The organism is Micromonospora sp. CA-248089 (assembly GCF_050948515.1).
GTDB lineage: Bacteria > Actinomycetota > Actinomycetes > Mycobacteriales > Micromonosporaceae > Micromonospora.
The window spans coordinates 4566105-4582254 of record NZ_CP192016.1 but is presented as its reverse complement, the minus strand read 5'-3'; the positions used below and the strand labels follow the sequence as shown (position 1 = coordinate 4582254).

The 16150-nt window shown below is 74.7% G+C and carries 15 protein-coding genes and 1 pseudogene; 10 read left to right on the top strand and 6 right to left on the bottom strand.

The genetic code is table 11. The annotated features are described in order from the left end of the window. Positions 1-31: 31 nt before the first annotated feature. Both ACQP26_RS21370 and ACQP26_RS21365 read right to left on the bottom strand, forming a co-directional pair. Positions 32-541, bottom strand: coding sequence for a hypothetical protein (locus ACQP26_RS21370; protein ID WP_433493824.1), 510 nt, complete (start codon positions 539-541; stop codon positions 32-34). 61 nt (positions 542-602) lie between these two features. After that, complete coding sequence (locus tag ACQP26_RS21365) at positions 603-2138, bottom strand: M1 family metallopeptidase (protein WP_433493823.1); 1536 nt, start codon at positions 2136-2138, stop codon at positions 603-605. Between the two features lie 195 nt (positions 2139-2333). On the opposite strand from ACQP26_RS21365, the gene ACQP26_RS21360 reads away from it, so the two are divergent. Then, entirely contained in the window at positions 2334-3119 is a 786-nt protein-coding gene (locus ACQP26_RS21360; RefSeq protein ID WP_269704946.1) for an SGNH/GDSL hydrolase family protein, read from the top strand. 66 nt (positions 3120-3185) lie between these two features. Here ACQP26_RS21360 and ACQP26_RS21355 read toward each other — a convergent pair whose 3' ends face one another. After that, positions 3186-4640: an MFS transporter gene (locus ACQP26_RS21355; protein ID WP_281577214.1), complete on the bottom strand. Its 1455-nt coding sequence runs from the start codon at positions 4638-4640 to the stop codon at positions 3186-3188. A gap of 262 nt (positions 4641-4902) precedes the next feature. Between ACQP26_RS21355 and ACQP26_RS21350 the strand changes: the two genes are divergently transcribed. From ACQP26_RS21350 to ACQP26_RS21340, 3 genes are all read left to right on the top strand, one after another. Next, positions 4903-5508 carry a TetR/AcrR family transcriptional regulator gene (locus ACQP26_RS21350; protein ID WP_269704948.1) on the top strand — a complete coding sequence of 202 codons (606 nt, stop codon included), beginning with the start codon at positions 4903-4905 and terminating at the stop codon, positions 5506-5508. Between the two features lie 91 nt (positions 5509-5599). Continuing rightward, complete coding sequence (locus tag ACQP26_RS21345) at positions 5600-5911, top strand: hypothetical protein (RefSeq protein WP_269704949.1); 312 nt, start codon at positions 5600-5602, stop codon at positions 5909-5911. After that, entirely contained in the window at positions 5908-6309 is a 402-nt protein-coding gene (locus tag ACQP26_RS21340) for a hypothetical protein (RefSeq protein ID WP_269704950.1), read from the top strand. The genes ACQP26_RS21345 and ACQP26_RS21340 overlap by 4 nt, the downstream gene beginning before the upstream one ends. Before the next feature lie 56 nt (positions 6310-6365). Here ACQP26_RS21340 and ACQP26_RS21335 read toward each other — a convergent pair whose 3' ends face one another. Beyond that, on the bottom strand, positions 6366-7778 hold the full coding sequence (locus tag ACQP26_RS21335; protein ID WP_433493822.1) for an alkaline phosphatase PhoX: 1413 nt from the start codon (positions 7776-7778) through the stop codon (positions 6366-6368). Positions 7779-7962: 184 nt separating this feature from the next. On the opposite strand from ACQP26_RS21335, the pseudogene ACQP26_RS21330 reads away from it, so the two are divergent. The 5 genes and pseudogenes from ACQP26_RS21330 (at position 7963) to ACQP26_RS21310 (ending at position 12726) form a co-directional block, all read left to right on the top strand. After that, positions 7963-10478: pseudogene (locus ACQP26_RS21330) on the top strand (FtsK/SpoIIIE domain-containing protein). Between the two features lie 58 nt (positions 10479-10536). Continuing rightward, positions 10537-10815: a hypothetical protein gene (locus ACQP26_RS21325; protein ID WP_433493821.1), complete on the top strand. Its 279-nt coding sequence runs from the start codon at positions 10537-10539 to the stop codon at positions 10813-10815. 59 nt (positions 10816-10874) lie between these two features. Then, positions 10875-11315, top strand: a complete 441-nt coding sequence (locus ACQP26_RS21320; RefSeq protein ID WP_433493820.1) for a hypothetical protein — start codon at positions 10875-10877, stop codon at positions 11313-11315. 176 nt (positions 11316-11491) lie between these two features. Then, the gene (locus ACQP26_RS21315; protein WP_269704954.1) at positions 11492-11755 is read left to right on the top strand and encodes a DUF6244 family protein; all 264 of its coding nucleotides are present in this window, start codon (positions 11492-11494) and stop codon (positions 11753-11755) included. A gap of 167 nt (positions 11756-11922) precedes the next feature. Then, complete coding sequence (locus tag ACQP26_RS21310; RefSeq protein WP_433493819.1) at positions 11923-12726, top strand: lipase family alpha/beta hydrolase; 804 nt, start codon at positions 11923-11925, stop codon at positions 12724-12726. 69 nt (positions 12727-12795) lie between these two features. On the opposite strand, the gene ACQP26_RS21305 is transcribed toward ACQP26_RS21310, so the two are convergent. Together ACQP26_RS21305 and ACQP26_RS21300 are read right to left on the bottom strand one after the other, a co-directional pair. Further along, positions 12796-14388 (bottom strand): GMC family oxidoreductase, encoded by a 1593-nt coding sequence (locus tag ACQP26_RS21305; RefSeq protein ID WP_433493818.1) that lies wholly within the window; start codon positions 14386-14388, stop codon positions 12796-12798. Positions 14389-14479: 91 nt separating this feature from the next. Continuing rightward, the gene (locus ACQP26_RS21300) at positions 14480-15346 is read right to left on the bottom strand and encodes an aldo/keto reductase (protein WP_433493817.1); all 867 of its coding nucleotides are present in this window, start codon (positions 15344-15346) and stop codon (positions 14480-14482) included. A gap of 176 nt (positions 15347-15522) precedes the next feature. Between ACQP26_RS21300 and ACQP26_RS21295 the strand changes: the two genes are divergently transcribed. Continuing rightward, positions 15523-15888: a YciI family protein gene (locus ACQP26_RS21295; protein WP_269704958.1), complete on the top strand. Its 366-nt coding sequence runs from the start codon at positions 15523-15525 to the stop codon at positions 15886-15888. Positions 15889-16150 lie beyond the last annotated feature (262 nt).

The following is a 16150-nucleotide window of genomic DNA, read 5'->3' as shown; positions in this document are numbered from 1 at the left end:
CAGGTAGAGGAGGGGGCCCTTCTTAACACCTTCACCGGTCCGCGCGCCGGCCGCGGCTCACCGTCCGGGCCAGCCCGCGCAGGACGCGTACCCGCGCCGGCCATCGCCTCGGCGCGGGCCGGGCCAGGCCGAGGCTGACCACAGCGGTGTCGAGGCTGTCCTCCACCAGCGCGTCGTGCAGCGGACGGAAGAACAGCGGCCAGCTCACCCGCGCGGACCCGTGTGCGGTCATCACCAGCCGGTGGCGCAGCAGACACCCGTCGCCGGTCCCGGGCAGCACCTCGAACTCGTGGTGGCCGCGGAAGCCGGCCGGGGCGACGAACCGGAAGCGGACGTACGCGCCGGGCCGGTAGTCCTGCACGGTGTAGCGGACCGGCCCGTGGCCGCCGGTGGCGCCGATGCCCAACGGCTGGTCCAGGCGCATGGCCGGCCAGCGCCGCAGCGGCCAGAGGCGGTCCTCCGGCCCGGCCAGCGAGTCGATCAGCGCCCCGGCCGCCGAAGCCGGCACCGGCAGGTGTCGTTCGTGGACGTTGCGTATCACCGGTCTCCTCCCCGGACGAACCGGGCCGGGCCGCCGCAGCGGACCGGCCCGGCCGGCACCGTCAGCGGCCGAGCAGGTCGTGCGCCGCGCGGATCTTCGCCGACGAGGCGGGCGGTGCCGGTGCGGCGGTCGTCCGCGCGGCGGCGGCCACGTCGGGCCGCCCCGGAGTGAACAGCCAGGTGGTGAACACCGCGTCGAGGTCCCGTCCGGAGATCCGCTCGGCGAGCGCCTGGAACTGCGCGACGGTGCCGTTGCCGTACTGCCGCTTGGCGGTCCAGGTCCGCAGGATGCGGAAGAACGCCGCGTCGCCGACGGCGAGCCGGATCTGGTGCAGCGCCATCGCGCCCCGGTCGTAGACGGCGTCGTCGAAGATCCGCCCGGCGCCCGGGTCGCCGGGGAGCACCTGCCAGAACTCGGAGTCGGCCGGGTAGCTGTCGTACGTGAAGTCGAACAGCTCCTGCGCGGTGCCCTCGCCCTGCTCCTCCGACCAGAGCCACTCGGCGTACGAGGCGAAGCCCTCGTTGAGCCAGATGTGCCGCCAGTCCGCCACCGCCACCGAGTCGCCGAACCACTGGTGGGCGTTCTCGTGCACCACGACGTACGGGTTGGCGCCGCGCCGCCAGAAGCCGGGGCCGTACACCGGGCGGGTCTGCGTCTCCAGCGCGAAGCCGATGCCGTCGACCGGCCCGGCCACGCCGCCCTGCGCCTCGAACGGGTACGGGCCGAACAGCCCGCTCTCCCAGTCGACGATCTCGGCGGTGCGTTCGATGCTGGCCCGCGCGGCGGGCAGGCGCTCGCCGAGCGTGGTGCTGTACGCGTTCACCACCGGCTGGCCGTTCGGCGCGACGTCGGTGACGATGTCGTACTGCCCGATGGCCAGGAACGCCTGGTACGTGGCACCGGGCTTGACGCTGCGCCAGCTCCACCGGGTGCGGTTGCCGGCCTCGGGCAGCGGGTCGCGCGGCTGCACGCCGTTGCTGATCACCTCGACGCCGGTCGGCACCGACACCGAGATGTCCCAGGTGGCCTTGTCCTTCGGGTGGTCGTTGCTCGGGTACCACCACCAGGCGGACTCTGGCTCGTTGACGGCGAGCGCCCCGTCGGCGGTACGCGTCCAGGCGGTGTAGCCCTGGACGGTGGTCTGCGACGGCACGCCCGCGTACGTCACCACGACGGTGAGCTGCTGGCCCTTCGTCAGCGGCCGGGCCGGGGTGATCACCAGCTCGTGGTCGCCGGCCCGGGTGAACCCGGCGACCCATCCGTTCACCCGCACCGACGCGACGTCGAGGACGAAGTCCAGGTCGAACCGGGACAGGTCCTTGGTGGCGGTGGCCAGGATCGTGGTGGTGCCGGTGAGCCGGTCGCCGGCCGGGTCGTAGCGCAGCCGGATGTCGTAGTGGCCGACGTCGTAGCCGCCGTTGCCGTAGTCGGGGAAGTAGCTGTCGCCCAGCCCGGGGCTGCCCGGCGTCGGGGTCGCCGCCGCGGGTTGCGGCCGGCCCCATCCGGTGGGGGCGGCCTGGGCGGGCGCACCGGTCACTGCGGTGCCGGTCGCGGTGAGGGTGAGGGCGGCGATCGCCGCCGTGAGTGCGCGTCGCACGGTGGACTCCCTCCGTCGGGTGTCGTCACCGCCAAGCTAATCGACACATGTGAACCAATCTGTCCCGTCGGACCGATCTCGACTATTCAATTTCGGCAAATGTTTCGATAGCATTACCGACCAGTAACAGCACCGATCCCTCGGCCACGCGCGCGGTCAACGGGCTCCACCACCCTGCCCCGTGGAGGCTCTGTCATGTCCCGTCGCGTCCGTACCGCGCTCGCCGCCGTCCTGGCGGCCGTCCTCGGCGCCGTGCTCCTGCCCGGCGCCGCCCGGGCGGCCACCGTCAACTACGTCGCCCTCGGTGACTCCTACTCCTCCGGAGTGGGCGCCGGCCCGTACGACCTGTCCACCTGCCTGCGCAGCCAGAAGTCGTACGCCCCGCTCTGGGCCGCCGCCCACTCGGTCACCAGCTTCAAGTTCCCGGCCTGCGGCGGCGCGGTCACCGCCGACGTGCTCAACAACCAGGTCGCCCAGCTCAGCAGCAGCACCACACTCGTCACCATCACCATCGGCGGCAACGACGCCGGCTTCGCCGACGTGATGACCAGTTGCCGATTCGGCAGCACGTCCAGTTGCGAGAGCGCGGTGAACGAGTCCAAGGCGTTCGCCACCGCGACGCTGCCGGCCCGCCTCGACGCCACGTACACCGCGATCCGCAACCGGGCCCCGAACGCCCGGCTGGTGGTGCTCGGCTACCCGCGGCTGTTCGAGACCGGCTCCTGCGGCCTGCTCGCCATGAGCAGCTACAAGCGCACCATCCTCAACCAGGCCGCCGACACGCTCAACGGCGTCATCTCCGGCCGGGCCGCCGCCGCCGGGGGCACCTTCGTCGACGCGCGGCCGTTCTTCGCCGGGCACGGCGTGTGCGCCGCCGACCCGTGGATCCGGGACGTCAGCGGCGTCATCGAGGCGTACCACCCGAACGCCAGCGGCTACCGCTACGGCTACCTGGCCGCGCTGACCGCCGCGATCGGCTGACCGGCACGGCGAAGCCCCGCCCGGCACAGGCGCCGGGCGGGGCTTCCGTCTGCGTACCCCTTGGGGTCAGCGGGCCGGGACCAGCTCCACCGCCGGCGCCAGGTCCGGCACCGCCGGCCCGATCCGCCGCCGCGGCCGGCGACGGCGGCCGGAGGGTACGGCGAGCGCGGCCAGTGCCGCGGCCACCGAGATGCCGGTGAGCAGCAGGAAGCCCGCCGTGAAACCGGCCTCCCGGGGCAGCCCGCTCGGCTGCGGATTCGCGGTGATCACGGCGCTGGCGAGCGCCGCGCCGATCGCGCCGCCGATGGTACGGATGTTGGCGTTCATGCCGGTCGCCGCGCCGGTCTGCCCGGCCGGCACGTTCGCCACGATCAGGTTGGCCATCGAGGCGAACGCCAGCCCGATGCCGAGGCCCACGAGGCCACCGGCGATCCCGACCTGCCAGCGGGTGTCGTGCGCGACGGTCAGCATGGCGGCGGCCGCCACGTTGAACACCGCGCCGGTGCTCAGCTGCGCCTTGGCGCTGAACCGGGACTGCAGTCGTCCGGCCAGCAGGCCGGCCACGAACATGCCGACGAGCATCGGCAGCATCAGCAGCCCGGCCTGGGTGACGCTGGCGCCGAAGCCGTAGCCGGCGCTGGTCGGGATCTGCGCGAACTGCGGCAGGAACGCGTAGACGGCGAACATCGAGGCACCGTAGAGCAACCCGACGAGGTTCGTGGTCCAGACCGCGGGCAGGCGCATCATCCGCAGGTCGATCAGCGGGTTCGCGGCGCGGGCCTCGGTCGCCAGCCAGGCGGCCGCGAGCACCGCGGCCAGCGCCAGCAGCCCGACCACCCGGCCGGAGCCCCAGCCCCACGCGGCGCCCTTGCTGACCGGCAGCAGCAGCGCCACCAGCCAGCCGGACAGGAGTACGGCGCTGAGCCAGTTGATCCGGCCCGGGGTGCGTACCGGCGAGCGCGGGACGAACCGGTGCGCGGCGAGCGCGGTCAGGCCGACCACCACCAGCGGGATCCAGAACAGCCACCGGTAGCCCAGCGTGGCCACGATCGGCCCGGCCAGCACCACGCCCAGCCCGCCGCCGACTGCCACGACCGCGGAGATCGAGGCCACCGCCGAGCTGACCCGGGCGGCCGGGAACTCGTCGCGGATGATGCCGAACGAGAGCGGGAAGACGGCGCCGCCGATGCCCTGCACCACGCGGGCGGCGATCAGTACGCCGATGCTGGGGGCGAGGGCCGCCAGCAGGCAGCCCAGCGCGAGCGCGGCGAGCGAGAAGACGAGCGTCTTCTCCTTGCCGACCATGTCGCCGACGCGGCCGATGATCGGCGTGAAGACGGACGCGGAGAGCAGGTACGCGGTGAGCACCCAGGTCACCGTGTTGGGCGAGGTGTGCAGGTCGTGCTGGATGGTGGGCAGCACCGGCGTGATCAGCGACTGGAGCATCGCGAAGAATCCGGTGCCGGCGGCCAGCACGAGGAAGGTGAGACGGCGCGAGCCGCGCCCTGATGAGCGGATCATGTGGGAGAACTCCCCGTTGTCGGTACGAGACTGGTGGCCGCTCGCGCGGTCGTGCGGCGGTGGCGGCCGGGTTGTGCCGGTGCTCAGCGGTCGGCGGGCATGGTGGGACCTCCCGGGTCCGTGTCGTGGCGCGAGGATCGCGTGGCCGGAGGGCGGCCGGAAGTCCGGAGTAAGCTATCCGGAGGGGTGGCTCCGGTCAGTAACCGGAGGCGTGCCTCCATTAACCTAGCGGAGGGGTGCCTCCGGTTGCAAGGCGGAAGGGGTGACGCGCCTCATGGCCGACGCCGACGTGCCCGGTGAGGTCTTCTCCCGCCGCCCGAAACGGGCCGACGCCCGCCGCAACTACGACGCGCTGATCGCCGCCGCCCGCGAGGTCTTCGGCGAGCACGGCGCGGGCGCGTCGCTGGAGGAGATCGCCCGCCGGGCCGGTGTGGGCATCGGCACGCTCTACCGCAACTTCCCGCAGCGGCGGGACCTGTTCGAGGCGGTCTACGTCGAGGAGGTGCGCGCGCTCAGCGTCTCCGCCGCCGACCTGGCCGACGAGCCGCCGTGGGACGCCCTGGTCGGCTGGCTGCACCGGTTCGTCGCCTACGTGGCCACCAAGCGGGCGCTGGCCGAGGAGCTGGTGCACGACTCCGAGGTGTTCCGCAGCTGCCGCACCGAGATCTACGCGACCGGTGAGCCGCTGCTGCGCCGCGCCCAGGAGGCCGGGGCCGCCCGGCCGGACGCCGGATTCGACGACGTGATCCGGCTGATCAGCGGGCTGGCCGCGTACCAGTTCCCGGACCCGGCCCAGCGCGACCGCGTGCTGGCCATCGCGCTGGACGGCCTGCGCCCGCCGGCCGGTGCGGGATCGCCCCGGGTCTAGCCGAGGCCGAAGATGCCCGCTCGGAAGGTCCCATCGGGATGATTCCGCGTGGCGCAGGCCGCCGCTGGTGCGATCCGATAGCATCCTGAGTGTGACCGGACCGGTGAGCAAGAAGTCGTTCTCGCTGCCTGCGGATGTCGCGGAGCGTTTGGAACGCGAGCCGAACGCCAGCGCCTACGTCGTCGACGCCGTGCGGGCGCGGATGCGCGCCGAGGACCTCGATGCCGAGTTGGCCCGGCGCGGGATGACCGTTTCCGCGCAGGGGCGTGCACGTGCCCGGGCGCAGCGCGCGCAGGTGGAGCAGGAGTGGTCGCCCGGTCGCCGCCAGGCTCTGCGAGAGCGTTCGCGCCGGGCGGCACGGGAGATGGTCGGCGAGACCGACCGTCAGGCACCGGCGGCATGACCACTGAGGAACCGCCGGTCCGCCTGGTGCTGGACCGGTCGGCGTTGGTCGGCTACGTGGCCGGTTCGATGCATGTGGCCGAGCCGCTGCACGAGGTCGCGCACGACGGCGTGCGCTTCGGCGTGCCAGCGGTCGTCGTGGCCGAGGCCTTGGCGGTGATCGACGAACCGGGCGACCGCGCGGTGCTGCACCGGCTGTTGGCGCGTCCCGCCTGCGCTGTTCTGCCGACCTGGGGCGAGGACTGGCAGGAGTTGGCCTACTGGCGCAGGATCACCGGCCGGGTCGATCTCGCGGCGGCGGTGATGGCCGTTCTCGACCACGACGCAAGTGTGCTGACCAGCGAGGGTAAGGCATACGGCGACGGGGGAGACCTTCCCGTCATCGCCTTTCCCGGCTGACCGGAGGCGCCGGCCGGCGGCCCCTGAGCGAGAACCGCCGGCCGCTCGCAGTCCCGTCAGCGGTGCCCGTTGCCCGGCCGCCCCCACGGTCCGGTGATCGCGAACACGTACCCCGGCGACTGGATGTTGGCGAACAACGTCTTGCCGTCCGCGCTGAACGTCGGCCCGGTGAACTCGCTGTCGTTCAGTTCGTTGCGCGCCAGCGGGTACGCCTTGCCCTGCTCGGTGACGCCGACCAGGTGCGACACGCCCTCGCCGTCCTCGGCGAGGATCACCCCGCCGTACGGCGAGACGGTGATGTTGTCCGGCCCGTCGTAGTTGCCGTGGTCGGCCTCCGGGTCGGTGTTCACCCCGAAGATGGTCTTCAGCGTGACGGTCTGCCGGCGCGGGTCGTAGAACCACACCTGCCCGTCGTGCTCGTGCGCGCTGCCGTCGTCGAGCCGGGCGTAGCTGGCCACGAAGTACGCGCCGCCGTCGCCCCACCAGGCGCCCTCCAGCTTGCGGCTGCGGGTCACCTCGGCGTCGGTGAACTGCTTGCGGACCGACACGGTCCGGGCGTCGCGGTCGGGCACCTCGACCCACTGGACCCGGTAGCGGGTGCCCGGCGTGGTGGCCTCGGACAGGTCGGCCACGTGGTCGTCGCCGCGCAGGCAGCGCATCGCCGCGAGGCTGCCGGCGGTGCCGCCGTCGGGCCGCTGGGCGAGCGCCCGCAGCGCGCCCTTTCCGGCCCGGAAGCCGGGCGGCGGCGTCCACCGGAAGTACAGGCCGTTGGGCCCGCTCGCGTCCTCGGTCAGGTAGATCGAATGGGTGTACGGGTCGACAGCCACCGCCTCGTGGGAGTACCGCCCGAGGAACGTCAGCGGCACCGGGCCGGTGTTCGCGGAGCTGTCGTGCGGGTCGACCTCGAAGACGTACCCGTGGTCCTTCAGATACCGCCCACCGGCCCGCTGCTCGGTTTCCTCGCAGGTCAGCCACGTGCCCCACGGGGTGATGCCACCGGCGCAGTTGTTGTGCGTGCCGGCCACGCTCACGTACTCGCGCAGCCGCCGCCCGTGCCGGTCCACCTCGATCGTGGTGGTGCCGCCGCGGGCGCCCGGGTCGTAGGTGAGGCCGGCCAGCGTCGGCACCGGGTACGGCTCGTCGCCGCCGATCTCGTGGTTGTTCACCAGCACCGAGCCGTGCGGGCCGCGGAAGCAGCCGGTGCCGTCGGCGTCGCTCGGGGTGGGCTGCCCGGACTCCAGCAGCGTCGCGCCGGCCTGCGCGACGACCGTGTACGAGAAGCCCGGCGGCAGCGCCAGCAGACCGGCCGGGTCCGGCACCAGGTCGCCGTAGCCGACGGCGGGGCGGCACGCGGGCCGGGCCGCGGCCGGTCCGGCGATCGCCTCCAGGCTGCCGGTCACCACGATGCCGAGTCCGCCGGCCGCGCCGCCGCGCAGCAGGGCCCGCCGGGAGAGAGGTGAGGAGGTCACGTCGTCGCCTTCCTGTGCGCACGATTGCCTGGGGGAAGGCAAGCGGGCCCGAGGGAACGGCAAGCGGCCGGGCCGCTCGCAGCCGGGTGAACAGCTGACGAATCCCGCGTGCCGAGCGCCTCGTGCCGGTGCGGCGCGGGTCCGTTAGGGTTCCCCTCGATCGCAAAACGTCGGAGGGCGGACGGTGGGCAGACTCGCTTCGGCGTACCGGCAGGCGGTCGATCGGCATCGACGGGCGGTGCGCCACTGGGAGGCGGCCCGGCGGCTGCTCGGCGCCGCCGGGCCGCGCCGGTCGGCAGCCCGGAGCTGGTCGCGCGGCTGGCCCGCCTCGGCGGTGAGCTGGCCGCCGCGGTGCCCGGCACCGCCCGCGTCGCGACTCACCCCGTTCCGGTACGCCTCGGCGCGGCGACCACAGTCGACGGCGCGTTCCCGGTGCTCGTGCCGGTGGGGGCGGGCGCGCACCTGGCTATCGACGCGGACGCCCGCGACCCGCGCGTCGGCGAGCTGCTGCGGGCGGTGGTGGTACGGCTGCTGACCGCCGCGCCGGCCGGCGCGATCCGGGTCGCCGGCATCGACCAGGCGGCCTTCGGCGCGGCGTTCCTTCCGCTGCGCCCGCTGCACGACGCCGGTGTGCTCGCCGCGACTGCGACCACCGAGGCGGAGACGACGGCGCTGCTCGACCTGGCCGAGCGCCATGCGCGTACCGCCCAGCGATCCGCGCCGGAGGACCGCGAGCTGCTGGTGGTGGTCGCCGCGTCCGCGCCCCCGCCCCGGGAGCTGGCCCGGCTCGCCGCGCTCACCCACGCCGGCCCGGCCGCCGCGGTCTGCGTGCTGCTGGCCGGCCACCCGCCCGCCGGGCCGTCCGCCGCGCCGCCGCTGGGCGCCACCACCCAGCTGCGCCTCACCGAGCGGTACACGCTCGTCGGGGACCCGCCCGGCCGTCCGTTCAGCGCCGACGGCAGCGGGGTGGCCGCACCGGTGGTCCTCGACGGCGACCCCTCGCACGCCACGGTGACCGCGCTGGCCCGCCGGTACGCCGAGACCGCCGGTCAGGACGGCGTCACGTTCGCCGACCTGCTGCCCGCGCAGCGGTGGGCCGGGTCCGCCGCCTCCGGGCTGCGTACCGTGCTCGGCCGGGCCGGACGCCGGCCGCTGAGCGTGGCGTTCGACGACGCCACCCCGCACTGGCTGGTCGGCGGGCGGACCGGCGCCGGCAAGACGGTCCTGCTGCTCGACGTGCTCTACGGGCTGGCGGCCCGCTACTCCCCGGCCGAGCTGAGGCTGATGCTGCTCGACTTCAAGGAGGGCGTCAGCTTCACCGAGTTCGTGCCCACCGACCGCGACCCCACCTGGCTGCCGCACGCCGACGCGGTCGGCATCGAGTCCGACCGCGAGTACGGCGTGGCGGTGCTGCGCGAGCTGCGCGCCGAACTGGGCCGCCGCGCCGACCTGCTGAAGCGGCACGGGGTCAGCCGGCTGGCGGACCTGCCGCCGAACGCCCGGCCGCCCCGGATCGTCACCGTCGTCGACGAGTTCCACGTGCTGTTCGCCGGCAACGACGCGCTGGCCCGGCAGGCCGTCGACCTGATCGAGGAGCTGGCCCGCAAGGGTCGCTCGTACGGCCTGCACCTGGTGCTGGCGAGCCAGAGCACCACCGGCATCGAGGCGCTCTACGGCCGGGCCGAGGCCATCTTCGGGCAGTTCCCGCTGCGGATCGCGCTACCCGGCGGCGACGCCGTGCTGGACCCGCGCAACGACGCCGCACGCGGGCTCACCGTCGGCACCGCCGTGGTGAACACCGGCGCGGGCGCGCCCGGCTCGGACGTGGAGGTGCGGTTCCCCGACGCGCACGCCGCCTCGGCCGACCTCGCCGCGCTGCGCCACGAGCTGCACGCGGCCCGTCCGGCCGGGTCGCGCCCGCCTGCCGTCTTCCGGGGACACGAGACGCCCCGGCTCACCGACGACCCCGCCTGGACCGCGCTGACACCCGGCGCCGACACGCCGTACGCACTCGTCGGCCGCGTGGTCGACGTAGCCGGCAGTCCGGCCGGGTTCGCGCTCGACGCCAGTCCGGGCCGGCACCTCGCCGTGGTCGGCACCGCCGCGGCCGGCGCGGACGTGCTCCGGTCGGCCGCCCTGTCGCTGGCCCGCCAGCACGCACCCGGCACCGCCCGGTTCCTGTTCGCCCCGCTGGCGCCGGGCACCACGGAGGCCGCCGACGACCTGGCCATGACGCTGGCCGCAGCCGGGCATCCGGTCCGGCGCCTCGACGCCGACGCGCTGCGCGCCCAGCTCGCCGAGGCCGCCGCCGGCGACAGCCCGGCGTCCGGGCGCACCTACCTGGTGGTGTTCGGCATGGACGCCGCCGCCACGACGCTGGCCGCCTCCGACCCGGCGACGTTCCGCTCCGGGTACGACGACCTGCGCGCCGTGCTGCGCCAGGGGCCCGCGCGCGGCACGCACGTGCTCGGCTGGTGGCGCGGGCTGCGCCGCCTCGCCGACGACCTCGGCGGCAGCGGGCACCGCGACGACGTGACCGGCCTGGTCGCGCTCAACGTTCCCGCCGCCGACCTGGGCCTGCACCTCGGCGTGCACGACCTCGCGTACGCGCCGCGCGACGGCCGCGCCCTGCTGGTCGACCGGCACGAGCACCGCACCGCGCTGATCGTGCCGTTCGCCGCCGGGGGAGATATCACGTGAGCGCGAGGAGTGAGCCGGGTTTGCGAGCCCCGCAGTCGCGAACGGAAGACGGCCCAGCATGAGCGGATTCGACGAGTACGCGGCGCTGCTGCGGGAGCTGTCCACCCGGCAGCGCGGCGGTGAGCGGGAGATCGCCGCCGAGGCGGAGCGCCGCCGCGGCCTCCAGTCCGCCGTCGACACGCTCGGGCAGCGCCTCGCCGCCCAGGGGCAGCACCTGGACCGGCTCGGGCAGGCGATCGGCGTGCCGATGACGTCGGTCCCGGCGGAGGCGCCGGCACCGGCGATGGCGGCCGGCGGGGAGCGCCGGGTTCCGCGCCCGGACCGGGGGACGGGGTGACCGGCGGCGCAGCCGACGCGCCGGGGCGGCCGGATGTCGGGGCGTACCCCTCGGGGGGTGTGCCGGCCCCGCGGGCGGGTGACCCGGCGGCGGAGCTGGCGGCGGCGGGGCGGCTCGCCGAGGAGGCCGACGGGTACGGGCAGCAGGCCGACGCGCTGGCCCGCACGCCGGTGCTGCTGCCCACCTGGTCGGCGCCGGCGCGGGCGGTGGTGGTGTACGCGGGCTGCGCGCTCGCGGGCTCGCTGCTGATGCTGATCGCGATTGTGGGTTCGTCGCTGCCGGTGACCGGGCTGGACCTGGTGGCGGCGTTGTCCTGCGCGGGGGTGCCGCTGCTGTCCTTCGTGGCCGGTCAGGTGGTGCTGGCCCGCTGGGGCCGCCCGGTGGTGGAGGGCGACGCCCCGCCGGCCGGCCGGTACGTGCCGCTCGGTTTCGTGATCTGCGCGCTGGTCTCCCCGTCCTTCTTCTGCCTCTACCTCCTCCTGTTCCGCCTCCTGCGCTGACGCCCTGCCCGCCCCGCCCCGCCCTCACCCCACCCGCCCGCTCCGTCGATCATGGAGTTTCGGCCCCTGCGGTGCGGTATTTGTGGCTTTCGGGTGGGCGGAAAGTGCAAGATCGCGAGGACGGCGGGGCGGGGTGGGGCGGTAGGCTCGCGGGGTCGGTGAGCTGGGGAGGGCGTGTGAGCGCGGCGGAGATCATCGCGAGGCTGGCTGCGGCGGCCCAGAAGCTCGACGAGGCCAAGGCGCGCACCGCGGCGGCGGCGCAGGACGCGGCCGAGGCGCGGGCGCTGGTGGCGGGCGCGCTGGAGGGGGCCACGGCAGGGCCGCTGATCGGGGTCATCGACTCGTACCGGCAGGCGCTGGCGCAGGCCGCGCAGGGCGGGGAGCCGGCCCGGCAGCACGTGCGGGAGACCATCGCGAAGGTCCAGGCGCTGGGCAACTGAGCCCGGTCCGGCATGCCGGTTTGCGCGCAGGGCGCGACAAGGGTTACCGCCGCGTAACTTTTCATTGACGTGTGTGAAATCGGACACGCATCATCGTGTCCACGATCGATCGGATCCCACCCGTCCCCCCGGGCCCGCCCGGGTGCCTCCCCCCGGAGGTGCAGCCCATGCTGCTCCGAACGATCCTGGCCGCCACCACCGTCGCCGCCACCGTCCTGCTCGTCCCGGCCGCCGCCCAGGCCGCCGCCGAACCCGCCGCGCCGCCGGCCACGGCCACCGTCGCCACCGCCGCGCAACGGGCCGCCGCCGCGGCCGCCGACCCGGTGATCGTGGTCGGTGGCCTGAGTGGAATCTCCATCGCGTACGAGCCGATCGCCGCCCGGCTGCGCGCCGACGGCTACCGCGTCTCGATCTTCCAGTTGCCGAACCTCGGTCTCGGCGACATCCGCGAGTCCGCCCGCGCGTTGTCGTCCTACGTGGACCGGGTGCGCGCCACCACCGGCGCGTCCCGGGTCGACCTGGTCGGCCACTCGGAGGGCGGCCTGGTCAGCCGCTGGTACGTCAAGTACCTCGGCGGCGCGGCGACCGTCGACCAGTACGTCAGCCTGGGCAGCCCGCAGTACGGCACCTACGTCGCGAACCTGGTCGCCGTCCTCGGGCTCGGCAGCTGCGCCGGGGTGATCGCCTGCCAGCAGATGACCATCGGGTCGAGCTTCCTCGCCGACCTCAACGCCGGGGACGACACCCCCGGCCCGGTGCGCTGGGCCACGGTGCGTACCTGGCAGGACGAACTGGTCCGGCCGGTGGACAACGCCGTGCTCGCCGACGGCGCCACGAACATCCTGGTGCAGGCGTGGTGCCCGCTGCGGGTCGTCGGCCACCTCGGGCTGGTGCTGGACGGCACCACGTACACGGTGGTGCGTCAGGTGCTCTCCGGCGCCGCGATCCAGCCGAACTGCTTCGCGGTCTGAGCCACGCGCCCGGGCCCGCCGCCGCGCGGGCCCGGGCACGTCCGGCCGGGCCGTCGCGCGTGCCGTCGGTCAGTCCGCGTCCCGCCCCGTGATCACGTCGGCGGCCCGCCAGGCCAGCCCGGTCACCGGGGCACTGGTCCAGCCCGCCACCATCACCGGCAGCACCGACGCGTCGACCACCCGCAGCCCGTCCACGCCGCGTACCCGCAACAGTGGATCGACCACGTGCTCGTCGCCGGTGCCCATCGCGCAGGTGCCGATGGCGTGGTAGCCGCAGTAGCCGCGCGCCACCGCCGCGTCGACGATCTCCGCGTCGGTAGTGGTCGCCGTACCGGGCACCGTCTCGCCCTGGATGCGCTTCGCGATCGGGCCGGTGCCGAAGAACTCCCGCATCCGGCGGAACAGGTCCACCGCCACCCGTCGGTCGTGCGCGGTGGTGAGGTAGTTCGCCACGACGGCCGGCGGCGTACGCGGGTCCGCGTCGGTGATCGCCAGACTGCCCTCGCTGTCCGGCCGGCTGACGGTGCCCAGGCACATCAGGCCCGGCTCCCGTTCCAGTTCGAGGGCCTTGCCGGGCCGCGGTGGCGCGGCGGAGAACGGCGCCATCAGCAGGTGCGCGTCCGGGCGGTCCAGGTCCGGCCGGGACTTGACGTGCGCCGCGACGTCCAGCACCGGCAGGGCGAGCGGGCCGCCCCGGGTGAGCAGCCAGCGCAGCGCCGCCCGGGCCTGCCCGAGCGGGCTGCCGATGGTCATGTTGTGGCCGCCGGGTTCGGTGAGGCGGTACTGCAGGACTATCGACCGGTGCTCGCGCAGCCCGGCGCCGACCCGCGGCCGGTCGAGCAGCACCGGCACCCCGGCGGCCCGCAGCGTGTCCGCCGGCCCGATGCCGGAGACCTGCAACAGGTGCGGGGTGGCCAGGGCGCCCGCGGCGAGGATCACCTCACCCGCTGCCCGGTACGTGGTCTCCCGGCCGCCGTGCGCCACCCGTACCCCGGTGGCCCGGCCGCCCTCGACGAGCACCCGCAGGACGACGGCGCCGACCTCGACGGTCAGGTTGGGCCGGCGCCGGACCGGGTGCAGGAACGCGTCCGCGGCGCTGACCCGGCGTCCGGCGTGGATGGTGGCGGTGGGGTAGCCGATCCGCTCGTCGTCGTGGGCGTCCAGGTCGTCGGCGCGGCGCCAGCCCAGCTCGGCGCCGGTGGCCACCATCTCCTCGGCGAGCGGGTCGGTGCCGGTGGCGATGGACAGCCGCACCGGGCCGCCGGTGCCCCGGTGCGGTGCGGGGCCGAGCGGGTGGTCCTCCAGCCGCGGGAACACCCGGCCCATGACCGACCAGCCCCAGCCGAGCGGCTCCAGCGCGTCCCAGTCGTGCGCCGCGCCGCGGCTCCAGATCATGCCGTTGACCGAGGTGGAGCCGCCGATCATCCGTCCGCGCTGCCAGATCTCCTGGCGGCCCGGCCCGGTGGTGGCCGGGTAGTGCCAGGCGGTGCGCTCGTCGTCCATCAGCCGGGAGAACGCCTTCGGCACCCGCACGTACGGGCTGCGGTCCCAGCCGCCCGCCTCCAGCAGCAGCACCCGGGTGCCCGGATCCTCGGTGAGCCGGTTCGCCAGCACGCAGCCCGCCGCGCCGGCTCCCACGATGACGTAGTCGAACTCCTCCACAGGGGACCCCCACTCGTGAGAATCCCTCTGACCGTAGTTGGCCGGTCACCGTCTGCGAAAGGGGCCGGTCGGGGGAGGTGCGGTGGCCGGGTCAGGCGGCCCCGGCCAGCGCCTCGAACTCGGCGTCGGTCAGCTCCACCTCGGCCGCCGCCACGTTCTCCTCCAGGTGCGCCACCGACGACGTGCCCGGGATCGGCAGCATCACCGCCGACCGGCGCAGCAGCCAGGCCAGCGCGAGCTGCGCCGGGGCGGCGCCGTGCCCGGTCGCGATCGCGTCGAGCGGTCCGCCGGGGCGGGCCAGGTTGCCGGTGGCGATCGGGAACCACGGGATGAACGCCAGGTCGTGGCGCTCGCAGTGCTCCAGCACGTCCTCCGCGCTGCGGTCGGCCAGGTTGTAGAGGTTCTGCACGGACACGATCGGCGCGATCGCCCGGGCCGCCTCGATCTCCTCGACGTCGACCTGGGACAGCCCGATGTGCCGGATCTTGCCCTCCTGGCGTAGCAGCGCCAGCTCGCCGAGTTGGTCGGCCAGCGGCACCTTCGCGTCGATGCGGTGCAGCTGGTAGAGGGGGATGCAGTCCAGGCCCAGGTGGCGCAGGCTCAGCTCGCACTGCTGGCGCAGGTACTCCGGGCGCCCCACCGGCCGCCAGTCGTCCGGGCCGGCGCGGGTCAGCCCGGCCTTCGTCGCGATGACCAGATCGTCGGCGTACGGGTGCAGCGCCTCGCGGATCAGCAGCTCACTGACGAACGGCCCGTACGAGTCGGCGGTGTCGATGAACGTGACGCCCAGCTCGTACGCGCGGCGCAGCACCCGTACCGCCTCGGCCGGATCCCTCGGGTCGCCCCACACGCCCGGGCCGGTGAGCTGCATCGCCCCGTAGCCGAGGCGGTCGACCGGCAGGTCGCCGCCGATCCGGTAGCTGCCCGACGCCTTGGCGGGCTGGGTGCTGGCGGCCATTCGCGGTCCTCCCGGGCTCGTACGCGGTCGCGGGCCGTCGCACGCCCGGACGCGGGAGCTTTCCCCGAATCGGACCGGCGAAGCCTCCCGACGACCGGCCGGGCAGTTGCGGCGAGCAGCCTCGGCACACCGGCCCGCCGTGGGAGGCTGGGCGGAACGGTGCTCAGGAGGTGCGCATGGCCGCGACGCCACAGCTCGACTTCGCGCTGGACACGTACGAGTGCATCGTGCTCTACCCGGGGCCCTCGGGGCGGGCCCTGCCGGACGAGACGGTGCAGCGGCTGCAGGCCGAGCACCTCCAGCACATGCGGGCGCTGCAACGGCGCGGCATCGTGCTCGTGGACGGATCCGTCGACGGCCCGGCGCGGGAACCCGACCCGCCGATCGGTTTCGGTCTGGCCCGCACCGGCTCGGTGGACGACGTCCGCAGCGTCATGGAGGCCGACCCGGCGGTGCAGGCCGGGCTGTACCGGGTCGAGGTGCTCACCTTCCTCTGCCCGGCCGGCTCGCTGGAGTTCCCGCTGGTCAAGACGGAGAGCTGAGGCGCGGCTCGCGCCCCTCCGGCGGCACCATCCGCTGTCGCGTACCCGCCCACCGCCCACCGTCGATCGGCCGTGGGCGGCGGCGCTACCGTGCCCCCGGCCGGCCTCTGGCGGGGAGCGGTACGATTTCTCACCGCGCGGTCGCCGATGCCCGCCACACGACGTCGCGGTGCGGTACGCCTACCGCCCGCCCACGCGGTTGACGCGCGTCGTTGGACAACTGTTCCGCAGCTCGCAAGGGGTCGGCCGGGAGGCCGATCCG

Coding starts and splice junctions, on each gene's coding strand:
- ACQP26_RS21360 (WP_269704946.1), top strand. CDS start 2,334: ATGTCCCGTCGCGTCCGTACCGCGCTCGCCGCCGTCCTGGCGGCCGTC.
- ACQP26_RS21355 (WP_281577214.1), bottom strand. CDS start 4,640: ATGATCCGCTCATCAGGGCGCGGCTCGCGCCGTCTCACCTTCCTCGTG.
- ACQP26_RS21340 (WP_269704950.1), top strand. CDS start 5,908: ATGACCACTGAGGAACCGCCGGTCCGCCTGGTGCTGGACCGGTCGGCG.
- ACQP26_RS21325 (WP_433493821.1), top strand. CDS start 10,537: ATGAGCGGATTCGACGAGTACGCGGCGCTGCTGCGGGAGCTGTCCACC.
- ACQP26_RS21310 (WP_433493819.1), top strand. CDS start 11,923: ATGCTGCTCCGAACGATCCTGGCCGCCACCACCGTCGCCGCCACCGTC.
- ACQP26_RS21300 (WP_433493817.1), bottom strand. CDS start 15,346: ATGGCCGCCAGCACCCAGCCCGCCAAGGCGTCGGGCAGCTACCGGATC.
- ACQP26_RS21295 (WP_269704958.1), top strand. CDS start 15,523: ATGGCCGCGACGCCACAGCTCGACTTCGCGCTGGACACGTACGAGTGC.